Annotated in this window: 15 protein-coding genes and 1 pseudogene; 5 read left to right on the top strand and 11 right to left on the bottom strand. The window is 62.2% G+C overall.

Translation table 11 applies throughout. The features are described from left to right. Positions 1–67: 67 nt before the first annotated feature. Together AC3WL2_RS06825 and AC3WL2_RS06830 are read left to right on the top strand one after the other, a co-directional pair. Positions 68–823 (top strand): annotated as a pseudogene (locus AC3WL2_RS06825) (MCP four helix bundle domain-containing protein); the annotation flags it as partial. After that, entirely contained in the window at positions 815–1678 is an 864-nt protein-coding gene (locus tag AC3WL2_RS06830; RefSeq protein ID WP_371920989.1) for a methyl-accepting chemotaxis protein, read from the top strand. The pseudogene AC3WL2_RS06825 and the gene AC3WL2_RS06830, both read left to right, overlap by 9 nt. 87 nt (positions 1679–1765) lie before the next feature. On the opposite strand, the gene gbcB is transcribed toward AC3WL2_RS06830, so the two are convergent. After that, a complete protein-coding gene (gene gbcB / locus AC3WL2_RS06835; protein ID WP_046857453.1) occupies positions 1766–2866 on the bottom strand; it encodes a glycine betaine monooxygenase reductase subunit in 1101 nt (366 codons plus the stop codon). Positions 2867–3163: 297 nt separating this feature from the next. Here gbcB and gbca point away from each other — a divergent pair, with 297 nt between their 5' ends. After that, positions 3164–4456 (top strand): glycine betaine monooxygenase oxygenase subunit, encoded by a 1293-nt coding sequence (gene gbca / locus AC3WL2_RS06840; RefSeq protein WP_102681858.1) that lies wholly within the window; start codon positions 3164–3166, stop codon positions 4454–4456. A 234-nt stretch (positions 4457–4690) separates the two neighbouring features. Here gbca and AC3WL2_RS06845 read toward each other — a convergent pair whose 3' ends face one another. The 8 genes from AC3WL2_RS06845 to AC3WL2_RS06880 form a co-directional block, all read right to left on the bottom strand. Beyond that, entirely contained in the window at positions 4691–5491 is an 801-nt protein-coding gene (locus AC3WL2_RS06845) for an RHS repeat-associated core domain-containing protein (RefSeq protein ID WP_102681857.1), read from the bottom strand. A 60-nt stretch (positions 5492–5551) separates the two neighbouring features. Next, positions 5552–6424 (bottom strand): RHS repeat-associated core domain-containing protein, encoded by an 873-nt coding sequence (locus AC3WL2_RS06850; RefSeq protein WP_102681856.1) that lies wholly within the window; start codon positions 6422–6424, stop codon positions 5552–5554. 589 nt (positions 6425–7013) lie between these two features. Beyond that, positions 7014–7784, bottom strand: a complete 771-nt coding sequence (gene etfB / locus AC3WL2_RS06855) for an electron transfer flavoprotein subunit beta (protein ID WP_102681855.1) — start codon at positions 7782–7784, stop codon at positions 7014–7016. An 11-nt stretch (positions 7785–7795) separates the two neighbouring features. Next, positions 7796–9028, bottom strand: a complete 1233-nt coding sequence (gene etfA / locus AC3WL2_RS06860) for an electron transfer flavoprotein subunit alpha (protein WP_102681854.1) — start codon at positions 9026–9028, stop codon at positions 7796–7798. Next, entirely contained in the window at positions 9028–10980 is a 1953-nt protein-coding gene (gene dgcB, locus AC3WL2_RS06865; RefSeq protein ID WP_102681853.1) for a dimethylglycine demethylation protein DgcB, read from the bottom strand. The genes etfA and dgcB overlap by 1 nt, the downstream gene beginning before the upstream one ends. Positions 10981–11179: 199 nt before the next feature. Then, positions 11180–13240: a dimethylglycine demethylation protein DgcA gene (gene dgcA / locus AC3WL2_RS06870; RefSeq protein WP_102681852.1), complete on the bottom strand. Its 2061-nt coding sequence runs from the start codon at positions 13238–13240 to the stop codon at positions 11180–11182. A 15-nt stretch (positions 13241–13255) separates the two neighbouring features. Beyond that, positions 13256–13786: a DUF5943 domain-containing protein gene (locus tag AC3WL2_RS06875; RefSeq protein WP_012316656.1), complete on the bottom strand. Its 531-nt coding sequence runs from the start codon at positions 13784–13786 to the stop codon at positions 13256–13258. Positions 13787–13863: 77 nt separating this feature from the next. Beyond that, positions 13864–14841: a dipeptidase gene (locus AC3WL2_RS06880; protein WP_011536164.1), complete on the bottom strand. Its 978-nt coding sequence runs from the start codon at positions 14839–14841 to the stop codon at positions 13864–13866. A 275-nt stretch (positions 14842–15116) separates the two neighbouring features. On the opposite strand from AC3WL2_RS06880, the gene AC3WL2_RS06885 reads away from it, so the two are divergent. Then, positions 15117–15518: a lysozyme inhibitor LprI family protein gene (locus tag AC3WL2_RS06885; protein ID WP_102681851.1), complete on the top strand. Its 402-nt coding sequence runs from the start codon at positions 15117–15119 to the stop codon at positions 15516–15518. 54 nt (positions 15519–15572) lie between these two features. Here AC3WL2_RS06885 and AC3WL2_RS06890 read toward each other — a convergent pair whose 3' ends face one another. After that, complete coding sequence (locus AC3WL2_RS06890) at positions 15573–17249, bottom strand: DUF4153 domain-containing protein (protein WP_102681850.1); 1677 nt, start codon at positions 17247–17249, stop codon at positions 15573–15575. 350 nt (positions 17250–17599) lie between these two features. On the opposite strand from AC3WL2_RS06890, the gene ilvD reads away from it, so the two are divergent. Then, positions 17600–19441 (top strand): dihydroxy-acid dehydratase, encoded by a 1842-nt coding sequence (gene ilvD, locus AC3WL2_RS06895; protein WP_102681849.1) that lies wholly within the window; start codon positions 17600–17602, stop codon positions 19439–19441. 164 nt (positions 19442–19605) lie between these two features. Here ilvD and AC3WL2_RS06900 read toward each other — a convergent pair whose 3' ends face one another. After that, positions 19606–20661: an HAD family hydrolase gene (locus tag AC3WL2_RS06900; protein WP_207238325.1), complete on the bottom strand. Its 1056-nt coding sequence runs from the start codon at positions 20659–20661 to the stop codon at positions 19606–19608. Between the last annotated feature and the right edge of the window lie 216 nt (positions 20662–20877).

Consider the following 20877-nt stretch of genomic DNA (forward strand, 5'->3'; position numbering starts at 1 on the left):
CTTCTTCCGTCGCATGGATCGCGGCACCTCTTCTGCCTTGGAAACCGCCTCCATGTCCTTACGCAATATGAATATCGCGCCCCGCGCGTTGCTCGGGTTCGCCGTGATCGGTGTGCTGATGCTCGGCCTGGGTATCTTCTCGCTGATCCAGATGGGCAACATCCGCCAGGCCGGCGTGACCATCGAAGAAGTCAGCGTGCCCAGCATCAAGACCCTCGACGAGCTGACCGCGCTGAACCTGCGCCTGCGCACCCTCTCCTACCGCCTGCTGCTCAACCGCGAGCCAGCCACCCAGCAAGACACCCTGCGCCTGCTGGACGAGCGCAACGCGCAGATCGACAAGGCGCGCCGCGCCTACGAGCCGCTGGTGACCGCCGCCGACGAGAAGGCCGCCTTCGACCAGTACGGCCTGCTGCTCAACCAGTACCGCCAGCTCGAGGCGCGCATGCGCAGCCTGAGCCAGGCCGGCGACCTCGATGCCCTGCGTGACCTGCTCAACCGCGACCTGCTGGACAACTCCGAGCAGATCAACAAAGTCATGGACGCGCTGGTGCGCATCAACACCGACCAGACCAGCGCCACCAACGCCCAGGCGGCCGAGCAGTACAGCGGCGCCTTCGCCCTGGTCATCAGCCTGCTGGTGGCGGCCACGGTGCTGACTTTGCTGTTCGCCTTCCTCCTCACCCGCAGCATCGTCAAGCCCATCGACGAGGCGCTCAAGGCCGCCGAGCAGATCGCCGAAGGCGACCTGACCCACAGCATTCACGCCGACGGCACCGATGAGGCCGCGCGCCTGCTCAAGGCCATGGCCAAGATGCAGGACAAGCTGCGCGACACCCTGCAGCTGATCGCCGGCTCCGCCACCCAGCTGGCCTCCGCCGCAGAAGAGCTGAACAGCGTGACCGACGAAAGCGCCCGTGGCCTGCAGCAGCAGAACAACGAGATCGAGCAGGCCGCCACCGCCGTTACCGAGATGACCAGTGCCGTCGAAGAAGTCGCACGCAACGCGGTCAGCACTTCGGAAGCCTCCAGCGAAGCCAGCCGTTCGGCCGGCGATGGCCGCGACCTGGTACTGGAGACCGTGGGCGCCATCGAGCGCATGAGCGGCGATGTGCAGGCCACCGCCAAGCTGATCGCACACCTCGCCGAGCAGTCCCGTGATATCGGCAAGGTGCTCGACGTGATCCGTGGCCTGGCCGACCAGACCAACCTGCTGGCGCTCAACGCCGCCATCGAGGCCGCCCGCGCCGGCGAGGCAGGCCGTGGTTTTGCCGTGGTTGCCGACGAAGTGCGCGCCCTGGCCCACCGCACCCAGCAGTCCACCAGCGAGATCGAGCGGATGATCGGCAGCATCCAGGGTGGCACCGAGCAGGCCGTGGACTCGATGCGCACCAGCACCGAGCGCGCCGAATCGACCCTGAACATCGCCCGTGGCGCGGGCCTGGCGCTGGACACCATCGCCGGCGCGGTGGCGCAGATCAACGAGCGTAACCTGGTGATCGCCAGCGCCGCCGAGGAGCAGGCCCAGGTGGCCCGCGAGGTGGACCGCAACCTGGTGAACATCAACGACCTGTCGGTGCAGAGCGCCACCGGGGCGCACCAGACCAGCGCGGCGAGTGCCGAGCTGTCCCGTCTGGCAGTGGATCTGAACGGGTTGGTGGCGCGGTTCCGCACCTGATCCTCAAACGCATCGCGGGGCAAGCCCGCTCCCACCAGCCTCACTGCGTGGGAGCGGGCTTGCTCCGCGATCGCCTCCGATTGAGGATCAATACTCGATCCGCACATCCCCCTTCGGCACGCTGCAGCACGACAGGATGTAGCCCTCGGCCTCATCCTCCTCGGTGATCCCGCCGTTGTGCTCCATCTCCACCTCGCCGCCGAGCTTGAGTACCTTGCAGGTGCCGCAGATACCCATGCCGCAGGCCTTGGGGATCATCAGCCCGACCTTGGCCGCCGCCGCATGCACGGTCTCGCCCGGGGCCACGCGGATGCTCTTGTCGCTGCCGACGAACTCCACCAGATTCAGATCTGCCACATCCACTTCCGGCGCATCGGCCGCCGCTTCGGCGTGCTCCACCGCGTCGGCCTTGGCTTCAGGCGGCGTCGCGCCGAACGATTCCTCGTGGTAGTTCTTCATATCGAAGCCGACCGCTTCGAGCATGCGCTTGACCGCGCTCATGTAGGGCGTGGGGCCGCAGCAGAATATGGTGCGCTCGAGGTAGTCCGGGGCGATCAGCTCCATCAACCGCTGGTTCAAGTAGCCGCGATAACCCGCCCACGGCTCGCCCAGCCCATGCTTCTCGCAAATGATATGCAGGCTGAAGTTGGGGATGCGCGAGGCCATCTGCTCCAGCTCACGGTGGTAGATGATGTCTTTTGGCGAGCGGGCGCTGTGCACGAAGACCATGTCGACATTGGCATTGGTGTCGTAGAACCAGCGGGCCATGGACATCACCGGGGTGATGCCGACGCCGCCGGACAGGTACAGCGTCTTGCCGGCCGGGAAGTCGATGGCGTTGAACAGCCCCACCGGCCCGTGCACCGGTAGCTCGGCGCCTTCGTGCATGGTGTCGTGGAGGAAGTTGGAGACCAGCCCGCCCGGCACGCGCTTGACGGTGATCGAGAAGCTGTAGGGCACTGACGGCGAGCTGGAGATGGTGTACGAACGCATCACCGGCTTGCCTTCGATCTCCAGCTCCAGGGTGACGAACTGCCCGGGCTTGAAGAAGAACATGATCGGCTGGTCAGCCATGAAGCAGAAGGTGCGCACGTCCCAGGTTTCCTGGATGACCTTGACACAACGCACGATGTGGCGGCCATTGGCCCAGGTCTGGGTGGTAACCGGATTGAGGAAGGTATCGGACATGTTCATCTCCAGCAGCCGACTGTCGGCCTTTCTTATGGCTCCGATAATGCGCATAGCGCCGTGTACGTACATTCCCATCCGCGACATCGGCGTACTTATCGCGACCAGCCCCGCGCTACAAGGGCTGGCGCGTCGGAATTCGATGCGGCCATGTCGCCCGTGGATATGGTCCTTTCCCTGCCCGGACGCACACTCCTCGGCAAAACAACACGCTGTTTATCCCGAAGAACAGCCTTGCGGCACTACAACAACGATTAGCCACTTCAGCCGGCCGCACGCGGCCACGAGGACCACACGATGGACGTCACCGCAACCCTGAGCCTGGGCGATCCACTGGAACCTGCACGCAAGGCCACTGCCGAGATGCTGCAGACCCGCGAGCGCACCTACTCGCTGCCGCAACCGTTCTACTGCGACGAGCGCCTGTTCCAGATCGACATGCAGGAGATATTCCACAAGGAGTGGCTGATCGCCGGCATGGTTTGCGAGATCCCGACCAAGGGCAACTACATCACCCTGCAGATCGGCAAGAACCCGATCATCGTGATACGCGGTGCCGAAGGTAAGGTGCATGCCTTCCACAACGTCTGCCGCCACCGCGGCTCGCGCCTGTGCGTCAGCGACAAAGGCAAGGTGGCCAAGCTGGTCTGCCACTATCACCAGTGGACCTACGAACTCGATGGCCGCCTGCTGTTCGCCGGCACCGAGATGGGCGCCGACTTCGACATGAACCAGTACGGCCTCAAGCCTGTGAACGTGAAAGTGGCCGGTGGCTACATTTTCATCAGCCTGGCCGAGAATCCGCCGGCCATCGACGAGTTCCTCGCCACCCTCGACCACTACATGGAACCCTACGACATGGAGAACACGAAGGTGGCGGTGCAGACCACCTTGATGGAGAAGGCCAACTGGAAGCTGGTGCTGGAGAACAACCGCGAGTGCTACCACTGCAGCGGCTCGCACCCGGAGCTGTTGAAGACGCTGCTGGAGTGGGACGACACCAACGACCCCCGCGCCAGCCAGGAATTCAAGGACCACGTCGCCGCCTCGGCCGCTGCCTGGGACGCCGAGAAGATCCCCTACCTGCACAAGAGTCATGGCCTGCGTAATCGCATCGTGCGCATGCCGCTGCTCAAGGGCACCGTGTCGATGACCATGGACGGCAAGGTGGCGTGCAAGAAGCTGATGGGCCGCATCAAGAATCCGGATCTGGGCTCGATGCGCATCCTGCATCTGCCGCATTCGTGGAACCACTGCATGGGCGACCACATGATCGTGTTCACCGTGTGGCCGATCAGTGCGCAGGAAACCATGGTCACCACCAAGTGGCTGGTGCACAAGGATGCGGTAGAGGGGGTGGATTACAACCCAGAGGAGATGCGCAAGGTGTGGGATGCCACCAATGACCAGGATCGGCGGTTGGCGGAGGAGAACCAGCGGGGGATCAATTCCACGGCCTACCAGCCGGGGCCTTACTCGAAGACCTATGAGTTTGGGGTGGTGAATTTTATTGACTGGTATAGCCAGCGGCTGCTGAACAATCTGGGGGCGGAGCCAGCGGCTTATTTGAGAGAAGTACAGGCTCAATAAGGTAGCAGAAGGGTACAATCGGCTACTTGTCTCAAAGGGTTGCGTTGCAGCCCTTTGAATGGCGCTCGTTTACGCTTGGTTACGTCATATCAATAGCTTAGATCGCGTGTTTCATGTATTTTCCTTTGAGGGATTCTAGGTGGGGACGGTCTATCCCGGCCTCCTCCAGACACATGGCCTAGCTAACCGTCTTCGCCCATGCAGCCTAAAATAAATCAAGATACCATTCGGAAATCACTGCCGAAGCTTGGCCATCTCGGATGAAGGCCAAGTGCCTAATCGACGACGTTCATCAGCCATTAAATAATTAACATCACCGTGTTCGGACCTTGATTCAATTGGAATCATACCACTACTTTGCAGAGGTTCTTCGAACCTCTCACCCTCAATCCTGCCAATAAAACCAGTAAGCTTTTTGATACCGCCTTCAACCCTAGACTTTTTTCTTTCAACTTTCTCTTGACCCAACACTAATTGCGGAAGCTGCCGTAAAAGCTCAAGATGCTCAGCTTGATATGGCTTCCCATCCCTCCTGGCTATATCAAGAAAATATTCAGCATCCCCAACTCTAGCTTTCACATTTAGTTGATGGCGGTTTAATGAATCCCGAAAGGACTTGGCGTAAGAATGAACTTTTCGCAGCGCACTAACAAAAACATCCAATGAATCAAATGACTTACTCAGGTTAATCATAGATGCCGATCTACCTTTTTGACTCCCAGAATGGTCCTGCCAGTTAACAGGGTCCCCCTCACAGTATGCATAGGCGTTGATCCCACCTCGTCCAAACGGGCTTACACGATCTGGGGAGTTAAAGCGCATCAGCCATGGGCTATACACTCGATAACCATTACCCAGCAAATACCCTTCCAAGTAACCATCAAAGTATTGCCCTGTAAAGCCAATAATCGCCGCGCTACCCTGTGACCGGTTACAGCCATAGGGCGTATAAGGTACATTTTTCAACGTCCCTTGGCTGAGGGCTATCATTTTACTCCATTGATGGTCGCTCCCCAAGATGATCGATGTCCGCATGCTATACCTCCAGATACAAAGCAACAGACCGCCTGCAATGCTTTGCAGGCGGCCAAACTCCTAACCCCTGATTGAAGCCTGTAACGATTGAGGATCGCTAGCATTTAACGGCTCAATAGAGCCTGGCTCAGGGAACTGGAAGTAACTAATCTCCTCTCCATCTTGCTGTGAAAGCAACTGCCTATTAAGCTCCACAGCCTCTTGAACCGTTTTCGCCCTATGCTCTGCGTTATTTGGAATCCGTACATTTGCCCCACTGGCTATTACCGTACTTGGGGACCCGGGTGGCGTTTTAAAACGAGCCGTTGTACGGTTTTTCGCCAGGTTAATAATATTCCCCAAAAATCGATAAAGCTCATCACCGAAAGCCAGTGCCGGGGCTAAAACCGTGGTCACATCCGCGACGACACTTCCTTCGTCGCCATTATTAAACTGATGAATTCCAGCGGAGAAACCCCACGCTGCAATGGCCATCGTTACACCCGACCGGGCACCGGTTTCGTATTTTATTTTTCCTGTCTCCATCCGCTGGTTAGCAAGCGCCAGCGCCGCCTGGGCAAAAGAAATACCATTTGCAGCCATTGTGATCTGGTGCGTAGCCCAGTAACCGTATTGGCCAGTAGGGTCTATCTTGTTGATAGGGTCACCGTGACAGTAGGTATAGCAATTCACTCCGCCTTTCCCAAACGGACTCAACACATCAGCAGAAAGAAACCGCATCAATGACGGGCTGAAAACGCGATAGCCATTACCCAGCAGGTAACAGTCCAACCCCACCTCTTGCAGCTGGCCAGCGAACCCCGTCATCGAGGCCCCATTCTGCGCAGGACGCCAGCCATAGGGTGTGTAGGCGAATGGTGTCCGGCCTGACGAAGTCATTCTTGAATATGGGCTTTTCAGCCTGTCTACACCAAGCAAATTTTTCCTGGCCATATGCTTGTTCTCATGGGGTTGATTGGCGCCAAGCTAGCATTGCCGTTGTGCTTCTAAAACTGACAAAAATGCCAGGTATCCCTGTGGGAAAGCGCCTAATCGAAGGGCTTTATCCACAGCCCCTGATGGAGACTGGACGACAAAGTTTGTATGACAGGGTCTTTTGAATTGATCGAAAAACAACCAAACTTCTACAAGCCTCTGAAATCGAGGGGTTGAGAAAAAGCCAAACACGTTATCCACAGGGCCACCAACAGCGATTGTGAGCAACTTCGCTGATACCTTTCACTATGGTTGGATTGTGCCTCTCATCGAACTGATCATTTTTTAATCTACCCACTGCAGGCCTTTAATTTCAATGGCTCTGGCAATGCACGAACATTTTATACACAGCATGGCAAACAGATTCAGTGGGCAAGTGATGAGCGGGTTCGAGTCGATGTCAATTCGGCAAGATCTTGAGGATAGTTATGCACAGTGATCAGCACGGCTACGATGGGCTACAAACAGCGGTCCCTAGGGAACTGGCCTAATGATTCAGAACACCTTCATCGGCGTTTTGAGCGTGTGAATAGTGCTTACCGCATTGTCAGCGCAGAACGCCCTCCTCCACCAGCAGCTTGAGGATCGCTTCGGCACCCTCTTGGGGAGACACATCATTGAGCACCTTCCCGCCTCCGCCACTGGCCTTGGCCGTGGCCGCCTTCATGCGGTCAGCACCGCTCTTGGCCTTGATCACCTTGAGACGCTTGGGTCGTGGCCTGGCGAGTTGCAGGGCATCCTCGGCCAGCAGCGGATCCTCGATCACCGCCACATTGCGCGCCTCCAGTACACCACGACGGGCCGGGCCGAAGGCTGATTGCCGTGGCTTGGGCGCGGCGTTATCCACAGTCGCCAACAACGGCAGGCGCACTTTCAGGCGGCGCCGCTGGCCACGTGGCAGCGCTTGCAGCACTTGGGCGGTGCCATTCTCGATCGATTCCACCTCGGCCAACCCCACCACCAGCGGCCAGCCCAGTTTCTCGGCCAGCAGGAACGGCAGCATGCCCGAACCCTCGCCGGTTTCCGCCTGGCTGCCGGTCAGCACCAGCTGGGCACCCGCGTCGCGCAGATAGTCGCCGAGCACGCCCAATACATCGGCGCCGACGGGCTGTTCCAGCACATCCAGGTGGTCCAGCCCCATGCCCAGATAGGCACGCAGCGCCTCTTCACGAGGATCGCCGGCGTGCACCACCTGCAAGTTGTCCCCAGCCAGTTGCAAGCCCAGTTCCACGGCACGGGCATCCTGCTCGGCGCGGCGCGCGCGGCCGGAGCTGGGGTGGGCGCCGATCGAGACCAGGCTGATGACTTTCGTACTCATGCTCGCTGCCCCTATGCCGCGTCGCGCTGGCCGCCGCTGCGGAAGTTGTCCACAGCCTCGATCAGAGCCTGGAGAATTGCCGAGCTGTCGCCAATCACCGACAGGTCAGCCCGTTTGATCATGTCGCAGCCCGGGTCCATGTTGATTGCCACCACCTTGTCGCAGGCGCCGATGCCCTGCAGGTGCTGGATGGCGCCGGAGATACCCACAGCCACGTAGACCCGCGCCGTAACCCAGGTGCCGGTGGCGCCGACCTGGCGGTTGCGCGGCATGAAGCCATCGTCCACTGCCACCCGCGAGGCACCCTCTGTAGCGCCAAGCGCCGCCGTGGCCCGATGGTATAGGTCCCAGTCCTTGACACCGTTGCCGCCGGAGACGATGAACTCGGCCTCGGCCATGGCGATGGCGGCCGGGTCCACGGCCACCGAGCCAAGGTCTTCGATGCGCGACAAGCTGCGTGCCACGCCTGTGGACAACTCCACCGGCAGGGCTTCATGGCGAGTCTCGCTTACCGGCTCGGCGCATTCGGCGGCGGCCAGGATCAAGCGTGGCGTGGCGCGCTGGATATCCTGCTGGCCTGCGCCAGCACGGCCGATGCACTGGCCATCCTTGACCTGCCACACCCGCGTCGCCGGGCGTTCGCCCAGGGCCGCGCCAAAGCGTCGGCCCAGTTCGCCGCCACCGCTTCGGCTGTCAGGCAACAACCAGTGGCGTGGAGTGAACTGGTTATCCACAGCCCGTAGGCCCTGGACCAGCTGTTCCGGTGCATAACCCTCGAAGGCCTCACCCTCGATGACCAGCAGGCGGTCGACGCCGGCTGTGGAAAAGTTGCTTTCCTTGTGCTCACCGAACACCACGGCCAGCACCGCACCGTCGCTACCGGCCAGGCTGTGGGCCAGGCCGAGCAGGTCACGGTCGTGGCTGCCGAGACGGCCACCGACCATGTCCGGGACCACGGCGATATAGAACGCGGGCGCGGCAACCTGGTGCAGCGGCAGCTGCACCTCGGCGGCGGCTGTGCGCCGCCCACCCACACCAGTGCCCTGCTGTGCGCCGCTGCGGTCGATGCGCTTGAGGCCGTTGGGACCGATGAAACCGGCAGCAATCGCGTGGGGGTTCTTGCGCATCAGCCCATTGGGGCCCATCCAGCTGGTTTGTTGCGTCTGCATGGCCGCATGCAGCGGGTGCAGGCGGTTACGGGCGATCCACTCGGCGCGTGGGTCGCGGCGGATGATGTCGCTCATCAGTGCACCTCCGCAGGTTCACGTTTGGCCGCTGGCGACTTTGCGCTGGCGGGGGCCTCATCTTCGATCAGTACATCGGCGACCAGCTCGGCCAGGTCCTTGATCTGTGGGCGCGGTTCGACCACGCCTTCGAGCATCGCCGTGCACTGCGGGCAGCCCACGGCCACCAGCTCCGCTTCGGTTTCGCGGATATCGTCCATGCGCATGTCGGGGATACGCTGCTTGCCGGGGATATCGGTGATCGGCGCACCGCCGCCTCCGCCACAGCAGCGGGAACGGAAGCCCGAGCGCTGCATTTCGCGTACCTCGATACCGAGGGCCTTGAGCACGTCGCGCGGGGCTTGGTACTCGCCGTTGTAGCGGCCCAGGTAGCAAGGATCGTGATAGGTCACGCTACCGCCCTTGTGCTGGCCGAGGTTGAGCTTGCCGGCGGCGATCAGTTCGGCGATGTAGGTGCTGTGGTGCTGCACCTGGTACTCGCCGCCAAGGGCGCCGTATTCGTTCTTGAGTACATGGAAACTGTGTGGGTCGCAGGTGACGATGCGCTGGAACTGGTATTTGGCCAGGGTCTGGATATTGCGCTTGGCCAGCTGCTGGAAGGTTGCCTCGTCGCCCAGGCGGCGCGCCACGTCACCGCTGTCTCGCTCTTCCAGGCCGAGCACGGCGAAGTCGACGCCGGATGCTTTGAGCACTTTGACGAAGGCGCGCAGGGTGCGCTGGTTGCGCATGTCGAAGGCGCCATCGCCCACCCAGAACAGTACCTCGGTGGTTTTCACCTCTGAGAGCAGCTGCAGGTTGAGGTCGGCCGCCCAGTTCATCCGCCCGCCGGGGGCGAAGCCGCCGGGGTTGTCGGTGGCGATCAGGTTGTCCAGCACCTCGGCGCCCTTGTTCGGCGTGGCGCCCTTTTCCAGGGTCAGATGGCGGCGCATGTCGACGATGGCATCGACGTGCTCGATCATCATCGGGCATTCCTCGACGCAGGCGCGGCAAGTCGTGCACGACCACAGCGTCTCGGCATCCACCAGGCCGTTGACGATCGGCTGGTGCGGGTGGCCGCCATGCTCGCCGATCGGCTTGCCCGGGTACGGGCTGCCGGCGAACCGCGCGTCGGTGCCACCGGCAAGGCCGATGACCATGTCCTGGATCAGTTTCTTCGGGTTCAGCGGCTGGCCAGCGGCGAACGCCGGGCACATGGCCTCGCATTTGCCGCACTGCACGCAGGCGTCGAAACCGAGCAACTGGTTCCAGGTGAAATCCACCGGCTTTTCCACGCCCAGCGGCGCATTCGGGTCTTCCAGGTCCAGCGGCTTGAGGCCCGTGGAGCGGCCACCGCCAAAGCGCTCGGCGCGGCGGTGCCAGGCCAGGTGCAGGGCGCCGGCGAAGGCGTGCTTCATCGGCCCGCCCCAGGTCATGCCGAAAAACAGCTCGGACACGCCCCACAGCACGCCGACACCCAGCAGTGCGACCAGTACCCAGCCGCCCGTGCCTTCAGGCAGGATCCCCGCCACCGGCAAGGTGGCAATGAAGAAGCTCGCCGCGAACATCAGCAGGCTCTTGGGCAGGCGCATCCACGGGCCCTTGGACAGCCGGGAGGGCGGGTTCAGCCGGCGTTTGAAGACAAACAGGGCGCCACTGAACATGATCACCGTGGCCACCAGCAAGGCGTAACCGAGGATCTTGCTGTGCAGGCCAAAGCCATGCACCAGGATCGCCAGCACGGCCGAGAGCACGAAGCCGCCAGCGGTGGCCACGTGGGTCTTGGACATGTACTTGTCGCGCTCGACCACATGGTGCAGATCCACCAGGTAGCGCCGTGGCATGGCCAGCAGGCCACCAAGCAGGTCAACCTTGCTCGGCCGCCCGCGCCGCCACATGCGCACCCGGCGCAGGGCGCCGAGCACCGCCAGGGCGAGGGCGGTGAACAGCAGGATGGGTAGAAGGGTGTTCAACATGGCACGCACCTTTGAGCTGCAAGCTGCAAGCCACAAGCTGCAAGAAGAAGCGGCGTCGCTTCTGTTGCCTGCTTGTACCTTGCAGTCCAGCGCCGCGTTACAGAGTCATTACCGAGCAACCCTCAAGACCTAAGCTGCAAGCGAAGTCGACGTTGACCGCCTTCTCTTGCAGCTTGCAACTTGAAGCTTGCCGCTGCCGTCAGAAGTCCTTGCACAGCCGCAAGGCGTCGTAGATCGCCGCATGCACGTTGCGCTGGGCCACGCAGTCACCGATGCGGTACAGCAGGTAGCCCTCGCCCGGCTGGCTGAGGATCGGCTGCGGCTTGATGGCGAACAGCGCCTCCACGTCGATCTGGCCCTTGTTGCGCGAGCCTTCCTTGAGCGCGTAGTACAGCTGCTCGTCGGGACGCACACCGTTCTCCACCACCACCTGGTCGACCACCCGTTCTTCCTTGGCGCCGGTGTACTCGTTCTCGAGCACCGCCACCAGCTTGTCGCCCTCGCGGTAGACCTTTTCCAGCATCATGTCGCCGGTCATGATCACTTCTTTCGGGTACATGCTGCGGTAGTAGGTCGGGAAGGTGGTGCCGCCCATGGCCACGCCCGGCTTGATGTCGTCGGTGACGATCTCGACCTGGCTGCCCTTGTCGGCAATGAAGTCGGCCACCGACATGCCGGTGAATTCGCAGATGGTGTCGTACACCAGCACGTTCTTGCCCGGCGCGACCTTGCCGTCGAGCACGTCCCAGCTGCTGACCACCAGGCCTTCGGCAGCGCCCCAGTGCTCGTTCTGTTCAAGGAACGAGTGCCCGCCCACCGCCAGCACGATCACATCCGGGCGCAGGTCCTGGATGGTCGCCACGTCGGCCGCAGTGCCCAGGCGCAGGTCGACCTTCAAACGCGCCAGCTCCAGCTGGTACCAGCGGGTGATACCGGCAATCTGGTCACGCTGCGGGGCCTTGGCGGCGATGGTGATCTGCCCGCCAATCTGCTCCTTCTTCTCGAACAGGGTCACGTCGTGACCACGTTCGGCTGCCACGCGGGCCGCTTCCATACCGGCGGGGCCGGCGCCAACCACCACCACCTTGCGCTTGACCCCGGTGGTCTTCTCGATGATGTGCGGCACGCCCAGGTATTCACGGGAGGTGGCGGCGTTCTGGATGCACAGCACATCCAGGCCCTGGTACTGGCGGTCGATGCAGTAGTTGGCACCGACGCACTGCTTGATCTGGTCGATCTGGCCCATCTTGATCTTGGCGATCAGGTGCGGGTCGGCCATGTGCGCGCGGGTCATGCCGACCATGTCCACGTAGCCGCCTTCGAGAATGCGCGTGGCCTGGTTCGGGTCCTTGATGTTCTGCGCGTGCAGCACCGGGACCTTGACCACTTCCTTGATGCCGGCCGCCAGGTGCAGGAACGGCTCCGGCGGGTAGCTCATGTTGGGGATGACGTTGGCCAGGGTGTTGTGGGTGTCGCAGCCCGAGCCGACCACGCCGATGAAATCGAGCATGCCGGTGGCGTCGTAGTACGCGGCGATCTGCTTCATGTCCTCGTGGCTGAGGCCATCGGGGTGGAACTCGTCACCGCAGATGCGCATGCCCACGCAGAAGTCGTCGCCGACTTCCTTGCGCACGGCCTTGAGCACTTCCAGGCCGAACTTCATGCGCCCTTCGAAGGTGCCGCCCCATTCGTCTGTACGCTTGTTGACCCGTGGGCTCCAGAACTGGTCGATCATGTGCTGGTGCACGGCCGACAGCTCGACGCCGTCCAGGCCGCCCTCCTTGGCCCGACGCGCAGCCTGGGCGTAGTTGCCGATCACCCGCCAGATCTCTTCCACCTCGATGGTCTTGCAGGTGGCGCGGTGCACCGGTTCACGAATGCCCGATGGCGACATCAGCGTGGGCCAGTTGAAGCCGTCCCAGCGCGAGCGCCGGCCCATGTGGGTAATCTGGATCATGATCTTGGCGCCATGCTTGTGCATGGCGTCGGCGAGGTTCTGGAAGTGCGGGATGATGCGGTCGGTGGACAGGTTGACCGAGGCCCACCACTCCTGCGGGCTGTCGATGGCCACCACCGACGAGCCGCCGCAGATCGCCAGGCCGATGCCGCCCTTGGCCTTCTCTTCGTAGTACTTCACATAGCGGTCGGTGGTCATGCCGCCGTCGGTGGCATATACCTCGGCGTGCGCGGTGCTGAGCACGCGGTTGCGGATGGTCAGCTTGCCGATCTGGATCGGCTGAAACATTGCTTCGAAGGCCATGACGCTATCTCCGGCTTACAACGGCTTTGTAACGAACAGGCCATCTTCGTGACCTTCTTCCGACCCGCCGTAGACCTGTTCGGCCACGGTGCGGATCGAGCTGCCGCGAGCGGCGAGAATCTGGTCCATGGCGCCGGCGAACCAGCCGGTGAACATGTAGTCGACCTTGCGGCCGCACTTGCCGTACACGTACACGAACGCCGAGTGCTTGAGCTTGACGCTGCAGGTGCCTTTATCCAGGTCGATGTCCTGGATCTCGAACAGGCCCCAGCCACGCTGGCTCAGGCGCTTCATGTAGTGCTCGAACACCGCCACCCCTTCCAGGCCATGGCACTCGGCCTCTTTCTCGCACCAGTGCCAGGCGGACTTGTAGCCGGCCTTGTAGAGGATCTCGGCGTAGGCGTCGGCGCCCAGCACTTCCTCGATGCCCATGTGGTTGTTGACGAAGAAATGCCGTGGCACATACAGCATCGGCAGGGCGTCACTGGTCCAGACACCGGTCTCACTGTCGACTTCGATTGGCAATTGCGGGGCGATCTTGGCCATGGAAACTCAACTCCATACAAATTTTTATTGGTGTGCCCCGGCGTTGCTGGCAGGGGCTTTCAGGCTTGGAGAGCGGCTTACTCGCCCCAGACGTCTTTCAACACGTTGACCCAGTTTTCGCCCATGATCTTGCGCACCACGCGCTCGCTGTGGCCGCGCTTGAGCAGCGTCTCGGTCAGGTTGGGGAACTCGCCGACGGTGCGGATGCCCAGCGGGTTGATGATCTTGCCGAAGTTGGTCAGGCGCCGGGCGTAACCCTTGTCGTGCGTGAGGTACTCGAAGAAGTCCTGGCCATGGCCCTGGGTGAAGTCGGTACCGATACCGATGGCGTCTTCACCGACGATGTTCATGGTGTACTCGATGGCTTCGGCGTAGTCGTCGATGGTCGAGTCGATGCCCTTGGCCAGGAACGGCGCGAACATGGTCACGCCGACGAAGCCGCCGTGGTCGGCGATGAACTTCAGCTCTGCATCGGACTTGTTGCGCGGATGTTCCTTGAGGCCCGAGGGCAGGCAGTGGGAATAGCAGACCGGCTTCTTCGATTCGAGGATGACCTCCTCGGAGGTTTTCGAGCCGACATGGGACAGGTCGCACATGATGCCGACGCGGTTCATCTCGGCGACGATCTCGCGGCCGAAGCCCGACAGCCCGCCGTCACGCTCGTAGCAGCCGGTGCCGACCAGGTTCTGGGTGTTGTAGCACATCTGCACGATGCCTACGCCCAGTTGCTTGAACACGTCGACGTAGGCGATCTGGTCCTCGAACGCGTGGGCGTTCTGGAAGCCGAAGAGGATGCCGGTCTTGCCCAGTTCCTTGGCCTTGCGGATGTCGGCGGTAGTACGCACCGGCATCACCAGGTCGCTGTTTTCGCGGATCAGCTTCTGGCTGGAAGCGATGTTGTCGACGGTGGCCTTGAAGCCCTCCCACACCGACACCGTGCAGTTGGCCGCGGTCAGCCCGCCCTTGCGCATGTCCTCGAACAGCTCGCGGTTCCATTTGGCAATGATCAGGCCGTCGATGACGATGCTGTCGGCGTGAAGTTCGGCTGGGCTCATCAGGCTGTCCCCTTTTATAGAAGTTTGCTGGCGCCGAACCTTGTGCCGACGCTTTGGGGCCAGCATATGCCTGCGGCCCGAGGCGCCCCGATGCAAAAACGACAGGGGGTTTGCCGAAAGCGTCAATGGCCGACCTGACAGGCTCTGGCGCGCCCCTCGGCAATGAGAGCGAGTCTCGACAACGCTGTTTCATGAACATTTTCCCCGGGAGCTATCGCCCGGGCCTGGGCTGAGCGAGAATCCAGCGCATCGTCAGCCTCTTCAGGAGAAACCCGATGAAATCAATGGCATGGCTGGTCTTGCTGGCAGTGGCTTGCGGCGCGCACGCCGCCGAAGAGGAGAGCACCCCCTGCGACAACGTCGAGACCGACCAGCAGGGCTATGCCTGCGCCGCCTACAACAAGCAGACCGCCGAACGCGAGCTGAAGGCGGCCTATGACGACCTCATGCAGCGCATTCGCGACCAGTACGCGGATGAAAGCGACAAGGCCGCGGCGCTGAGCGGCAAGATGGAAGCCGCCGAGAAACTCTGGACGCAGCTGCGTGACGCCGACTGCAAGGTCGAGACCTGGGCCGAGAAACCCGGGAGCAAGGCGTTCGAGGCAGCGTGGGACACCTGCGTGGCGCAACGTAGCGATGAGCGGTCGGAGTACCTGCAGGGCATCGGCCAGCAATGACCTTTGGCCCGCGACGGGCCGCCAAGCGGCCCCCGGGAGTTCCCGCGCCGGGCGCTAGCGCCTGAAGTCCGGCCGCAGCTCCTGGCCATCGATGCTCAGCGTCTTGTAACGCGGCGCCACCAGTTTCACCGCCCCCTCGCGAATACCGTTGGCCAGGCTTTCGAGGTTTTCCATGTTGCCGCTCAGGCTGCCCACCTCGCGCCACTCCCGGTCTTCCCAGGTGAACACGAACAGCTGCGATGCATAGGTGTGCCGGGGGATCATCAGCACTTCGTTGTGCCCGTCGCCATCCAGGTCGACTGCCCACAGGTAGCAGCCCTTGCCACCGCACTGGCTTTGCGCAAGCGTCGCGTCGGCCAATGATTCGCTACTCGATTGCACCGGCCCGAGCCACTCGAACTTCGGGCCATGGTCTTCGGCCACTGTCGGTTGACGCACCTGGGCCATCAGCACCAACAACTGCTGGCGGCGGCCCGCATCGAACAGTTCATCCGTCTGCAGCCGCTGCTCGAGCTGCTCGAAGGCTTCACGCCCCGGCTGGCCGAGGTCGCGATACAAGGTCTCGGCGTCGAACTCGGTGATCGGCGTGTACCCGTTGACCAGGCGCTGGACCTGGTTCCTCGCACTCAATGCCTGCGGATCGAGCAGCGGCGTGTAGAACACCACCACCAGCAGCGCACTGAGCAAAGCGATCCATGGATTGCTCAGGCGCAGGCTGTGCAGCCAGGCCTGGCGCGAGGCCAGCACCGCCCAGACGGCCGCCAGGCCATGCGCCAGCATCACGCCCACCAGCATCGACGCCATGATCCGTGTCGGTGTCAGCCCGTACTGGTCGATACGCAGCCAGCTCGCATAGGCCGCCAGGCCCACCAGCACCGGCAGGCACAGCAGGCTGGCCTCCACCAGGCGCTTGAGCGGCGCGGGGTAGACGCTACCTTGCCGGCCATCCTGGAACACGCCGTTGACCAGGAACAGGTTGATGCCCGCCAGTACCAGCAGAAGGGTGGTCGAATAGCCGGTGTTCCATACCGGTTGCAGGCCGGAGAATGGCAATGTCAGGCTGAACAGCACGGCGATCAGCGCGCTGAGCGGCAACAGGAAGCGGCACAGCGTCAGCAGGATGCCGCGCAGCAGGCCGATGATCTTCTCGTTTTCCCGCCCCATGCGCATGCCCAGCGAAAACACCACCGGCAACACCAGCCAGAGAAACACCGGTGACTCCACCGCGTCCTTGACCTGCGGGATACCCAGCATGCTGAACAGCAGCGCGCACAACCACAGCAGTTGCCAGAACAGGCCGGTCAGCAGCTGTGCCAAGAACACGATGAACACGTTGTTCCAGGCATGCCGGAACAGGTCTTCGTAGCGCAGGCGCAGCCCTTCGCCGGTCGGCCAGGCGAGAATGAACGCGGTACCGATATAGGCCAGCACGACGGCGGCCAGGCACCAGGTCTGCTGCAGCCAGCCCATATGCCCGGTATCGAGGAGCCAGGCACTGATCCCGCTGAGCAGCACGGTCAGGCCCAGTACCAACCAGCCGGTGCCACGCTGCAGCACCGCGCTGCCAAGCAGTTGCAGGTTCACGCCCGCTACCGCCACCGCGACGCACAGGGCTACCGACAGGCTGAAACCCAGCAGCTGACTCTCCCCCTTCACGGTGGTGAGCCACACCACGCCCTGAATCAGGCCGATGACGACGTAGAACAATAAGGAGCGACTTGGCGCTGGCATTGCAAATCCTTTTGGCCAGAGGAGTAGAAGGCGCGCAAGTCTACCGAAACCGGCCCCCTCCACACCAAGGCCTTTACCTTGCGGGCTGGCGGCAGCCAATTATCACAACGCCATTCCCTCACGAGCGCGGCGGTGTAGAATCGGGCTATTCATCGCCAGACACCCCCGGCGGGTTTATGAGCTCTGGTCGAGCCTGCGGCGATCCCGCGCGGTCCTTCGACCCCCATCCGTGCCTGTGGCAACCGGCCTTCGGCGTATTAGGACAAGAGAAGCTCACTCCCTGTTTGGGTTTGCGGAAAAGCACTTTTCTCGCAAAGCCAGTGACCTGATTAAGCCGCCAGGAGCGCTCCATGCCTGATTATCGTTCCAAGACCTCCACCCATGGCCGCAACATGGCCGGCGCCCGTGCCCTGTGGCGCGCCACCGGGATGAAGGACGAAGACTTCAAGAAACCGATCATCGCCATCGCCAACTCGTTCACCCAGTTCGTCCCGGGCCACGTGCACCTGAAGGACCTGGGCCAGCTGGTCGCCCGCGAGATCGAACGCGCCGGTGGCGTGGCCAAGGAATTCAACACCATCGCCGTCGATGACGGCATCGCCATGGGCCACGACGGCATGCTGTACTCGCTGCCCAGCCGCGAGATCATCGCCGACGCCGTCGAGTACATGGTCAACGCCCACTGCGCCGACGCCATCGTCTGCATCTCCAACTGCGACAAGATCACCCCCGGCATGCTGATGGCCGCGCTGCGCCTGAACATCCCGGTGATCTTCGTCTCCGGCGGCCCGATGGAAGCCGGCAAGACCAAGCTGGCCAGCCACGGCCTGGACCTGGTCGACGCCATGGTCATCGCCGCCGACTCCACCGCCTCCGACGAAAAAGTCGCCGAGTATGAGCGCAGCGCCTGCCCGACCTGCGGTTCGTGCTCCGGCATGTTCACCGCCAACTCGATGAACTGCCTGACCGAGGCCCTGGGCCTGGCCCTGCCGGGCAACGGCTCCACGCTGGCGACCCACTCCGACCGCGAGCAGCTGTTCCTTACCGCTGGCCGCACCATCGTCGAACTGTGCAAGCGCTACTACGGCGAGGGCGACGCGTCCGTGCTGCCGCGCAGCATCGCCAACTTCAAGGCGTTCGAGAACGCCATGATGCTCGACATCGCCATGGGCGGCTCGACCAACACCATCCTGCACCTGCTGGCCGCGGCCCAGGAAGGCGAGGTGGACTTCGACCTGCGCGACATCGATCGCCTGTCGCGCAAGGTGCCGCAGCTGTGCAAAGTGGCGCCTAACATCCAGAAGTACCACATGGAAGACGTGCATCGCGCCGGCGGCATCTTCAGCATTCTCGGCTCGCTGGCCCGTGGCGGCCTGCTGCACACCGACCTGCCGACCGTGCACAGCGCCAGCATGGAGGAAGCCATCGCCAAGTGGGACATCACCCAGACCGATGACGAAGCGGTGCACACCTTCTTCAAGGCAGGCCCGGCCGGTATCCCCACGCAAACCGCCTTCAGCCAGTCGACCCGCTGGGAAACCCTGGACGACGACCGCGAAAACGGCTGCATCCGCAGCTTCGAGCACGCCTACTCGCAAGAGGGCGGCCTGGCCGTGCTGTACGGCAACATCGCCCTGGACGGCTGCGTGGTGAAGACCGCCGGCGTGGATGAGTCGATCCACGTGTTCGAAGGCAACGCGAAGATCTTCGAAAGCCAGGACAGCGCGGTACGCGGCATCCTCGCCGACGAGGTGAAGGCCGGCGATATCGTTATCATCCGCTACGAAGGCCCGAAAGGCGGCCCGGGCATGCAGGAGATGCTCTACCCGACCTCGTACTTGAAATCCAAGGGCCTGGGCAAGGCGTGCGCGCTGCTCACCGATGGCCGCTTCTCCGGCGGCACCTCGGGCCTGTCCATCGGCCATGCCTCGCCGGAAGCCGCCGCAGGCGGCGCCATTGGCCTGGTGCGCGATGGCGACAAAGTGCTGATCGACATCCCCAACCGTTCGATCAACCTGCTGGTCAGCGACGAAGAGCTGGCCGCGCGCCGTGTCGAGCAGGACAAGAAGGGCTGGAAGCCGGCGGAAGTGCGACCACGTAAAGTGACCACTGCGCTGAAGGCCTACGCCCTGCTGGCCACCAGTGCCGACAAGGGTGCGGTGCGTAACAAGGCAATGCTCGAAGGGCTGTGAGGCTCTGAAGGCAATAAGAACCGGCGCCTGGTGCGCCGGTTTTTTTATGCCTGAGAAGGCCTCATCGCCGGCAAGCCGGCTCCCACAATGTAATCGCAGGCCTTGGCATTGCACCTGTGGGAGCTGGCTTGCCAGCGATTGGGCCGGAACAGGTTATGCGTATTTCACTGAATCTGCTCCGGCGTCACGATCACCCAGTTCTTGTCCGCCGTCACCGGCAAGCCTTCCTTGGCCTGGGCCGCTGCATTCTTCGCGATCATGCCATTGATCTGATCCATGTACTTGGCCTTGCGGTTTATCCACAGGTGAATGCCGCCTTTGTTCACATCGACGCCGTGGAACTGCATGTAGCCATCGCTGGTTGGGGTATCGCCCCCCACCAGCACCGGCTTCTTCCATTCGTCGATGTAGGTGAGGATGGCCGCCTGCTTGCCCGCCATCCAGGTGGCCGGCGTCCACAGGTACGGGGTCAGCTCCAGGCCTTCGTTGGCCTTGGAATCGTACTGCCCGGCGCTGATCTGCTTGCGCGCCGTGGTCAGCTGGCCACTGGCGCGATCCTTGAGCAGCAGGCTCACACCGATCACGTTCTGTGGTTTGACGTTGTAGCCGTACTTTGGATCTGAGGCGACCATGCGTACCAGCTCTTCGGACGCCGCCGAGATCACATAGACCTCGATGCCGTTCTCCATCAGCTTGTTGTACAGCTCGGCCTGGCCCGTGAACACCTTCGGCGGCTGCACCTCGATACTCTTGACCTGGTCGCCCTCGAAGTAGGTGCTGGGGATCGGCTTGCCCGAGGCCATCAGCTCGTCGACCTGCTGCTTCAGTTCCTTGAGAGTGAAGCCCGAGAACACCTGGGCCACCCAGGGGTAGCAGACCATGTCGTCGAGTTCGCACAGGCGGTAGTAGTAACTGAACAGGCTTTCCTTATGCTCCGCTGTGTCCTTGAATGGGATCAGCTTGAGCGAGGGGTCGAGCTTGTCGCGGGTCAGCAGGCCCTTGTTCTCCATGAACGGCAGCAGTGCCTCTTCGAGGTCGAAGCGGTAGCTGGTGTTGTCCATGTCGAACACCGCGTAGTTACCCTTGTTGGCGTTGGCGGCAATCATCGCGTCGAGCTTCTGCGCGGCTTCGGCCGGCCAGTGCTTGAGCTCGGTGGCCGCCCAACTGCTGGCACTGAGCAACAGGGCAAGGCCGCCGGCAAGGATTTTCGGAGCTGACATCATGTGCGGTTCTCCCAAAGACGTGGCCGCTCAACCCTAGACCTGATTTGTGACAGGCAGGCATGCGCCACCGACCTCGAAGCAACCGCAAACGCCATGTGTATTGCCAAAAACGACCAGGCGTTATTCCATAAACGACTATGTAAATTCCTTTTAGGTATAAATTCGTTTGTTTTCAGGCTGTTAGCATTTCCGTTCGTAATCGCTCACAGAGGC

The sequence above is a fragment of the Pseudomonas sp. FW305-96 genome, assembly GCF_058783825.1.

Bases quoted from the DNA above. Each gene is read 5' to 3' on its own strand.
- AC3WL2_RS06830 (WP_371920989.1), top strand. From the start codon at position 815: ATGCAGGACAAGCTGCGCGACACCCTGCAGCTGATCGCCGGCTCCGCC.
- gbcB (WP_046857453.1), bottom strand. From the start codon at position 2,866: ATGTCCGATACCTTCCTCAATCCGGTTACCACCCAGACCTGGGCCAAT.
- gbca (WP_102681858.1), top strand. From the start codon at position 3,164: ATGGACGTCACCGCAACCCTGAGCCTGGGCGATCCACTGGAACCTGCA.
- AC3WL2_RS06845 (WP_102681857.1), bottom strand. From the start codon at position 5,491: ATGCGGACATCGATCATCTTGGGGAGCGACCATCAATGGAGTAAAATG.
- AC3WL2_RS06850 (WP_102681856.1), bottom strand. From the start codon at position 6,424: ATGGCCAGGAAAAATTTGCTTGGTGTAGACAGGCTGAAAAGCCCATAT.
- etfB (WP_102681855.1), bottom strand. From the start codon at position 7,784: ATGAGTACGAAAGTCATCAGCCTGGTCTCGATCGGCGCCCACCCCAGC.
- etfA (WP_102681854.1), bottom strand. From the start codon at position 9,028: ATGAGCGACATCATCCGCCGCGACCCACGCGCCGAGTGGATCGCCCGT.
- dgcB (WP_102681853.1), bottom strand. From the start codon at position 10,980: ATGTTGAACACCCTTCTACCCATCCTGCTGTTCACCGCCCTCGCCCTG.
- dgcA (WP_102681852.1), bottom strand. From the start codon at position 13,240: ATGGCCTTCGAAGCAATGTTTCAGCCGATCCAGATCGGCAAGCTGACC.
- AC3WL2_RS06875 (WP_012316656.1), bottom strand. From the start codon at position 13,786: ATGGCCAAGATCGCCCCGCAATTGCCAATCGAAGTCGACAGTGAGACC.
- AC3WL2_RS06880 (WP_011536164.1), bottom strand. From the start codon at position 14,841: ATGAGCCCAGCCGAACTTCACGCCGACAGCATCGTCATCGACGGCCTG.
- AC3WL2_RS06885 (WP_102681851.1), top strand. From the start codon at position 15,117: ATGAAATCAATGGCATGGCTGGTCTTGCTGGCAGTGGCTTGCGGCGCG.
- AC3WL2_RS06890 (WP_102681850.1), bottom strand. From the start codon at position 17,249: ATGCCAGCGCCAAGTCGCTCCTTATTGTTCTACGTCGTCATCGGCCTG.
- ilvD (WP_102681849.1), top strand. From the start codon at position 17,600: ATGCCTGATTATCGTTCCAAGACCTCCACCCATGGCCGCAACATGGCC.
- AC3WL2_RS06900 (WP_207238325.1), bottom strand. From the start codon at position 20,661: ATGTCAGCTCCGAAAATCCTTGCCGGCGGCCTTGCCCTGTTGCTCAGT.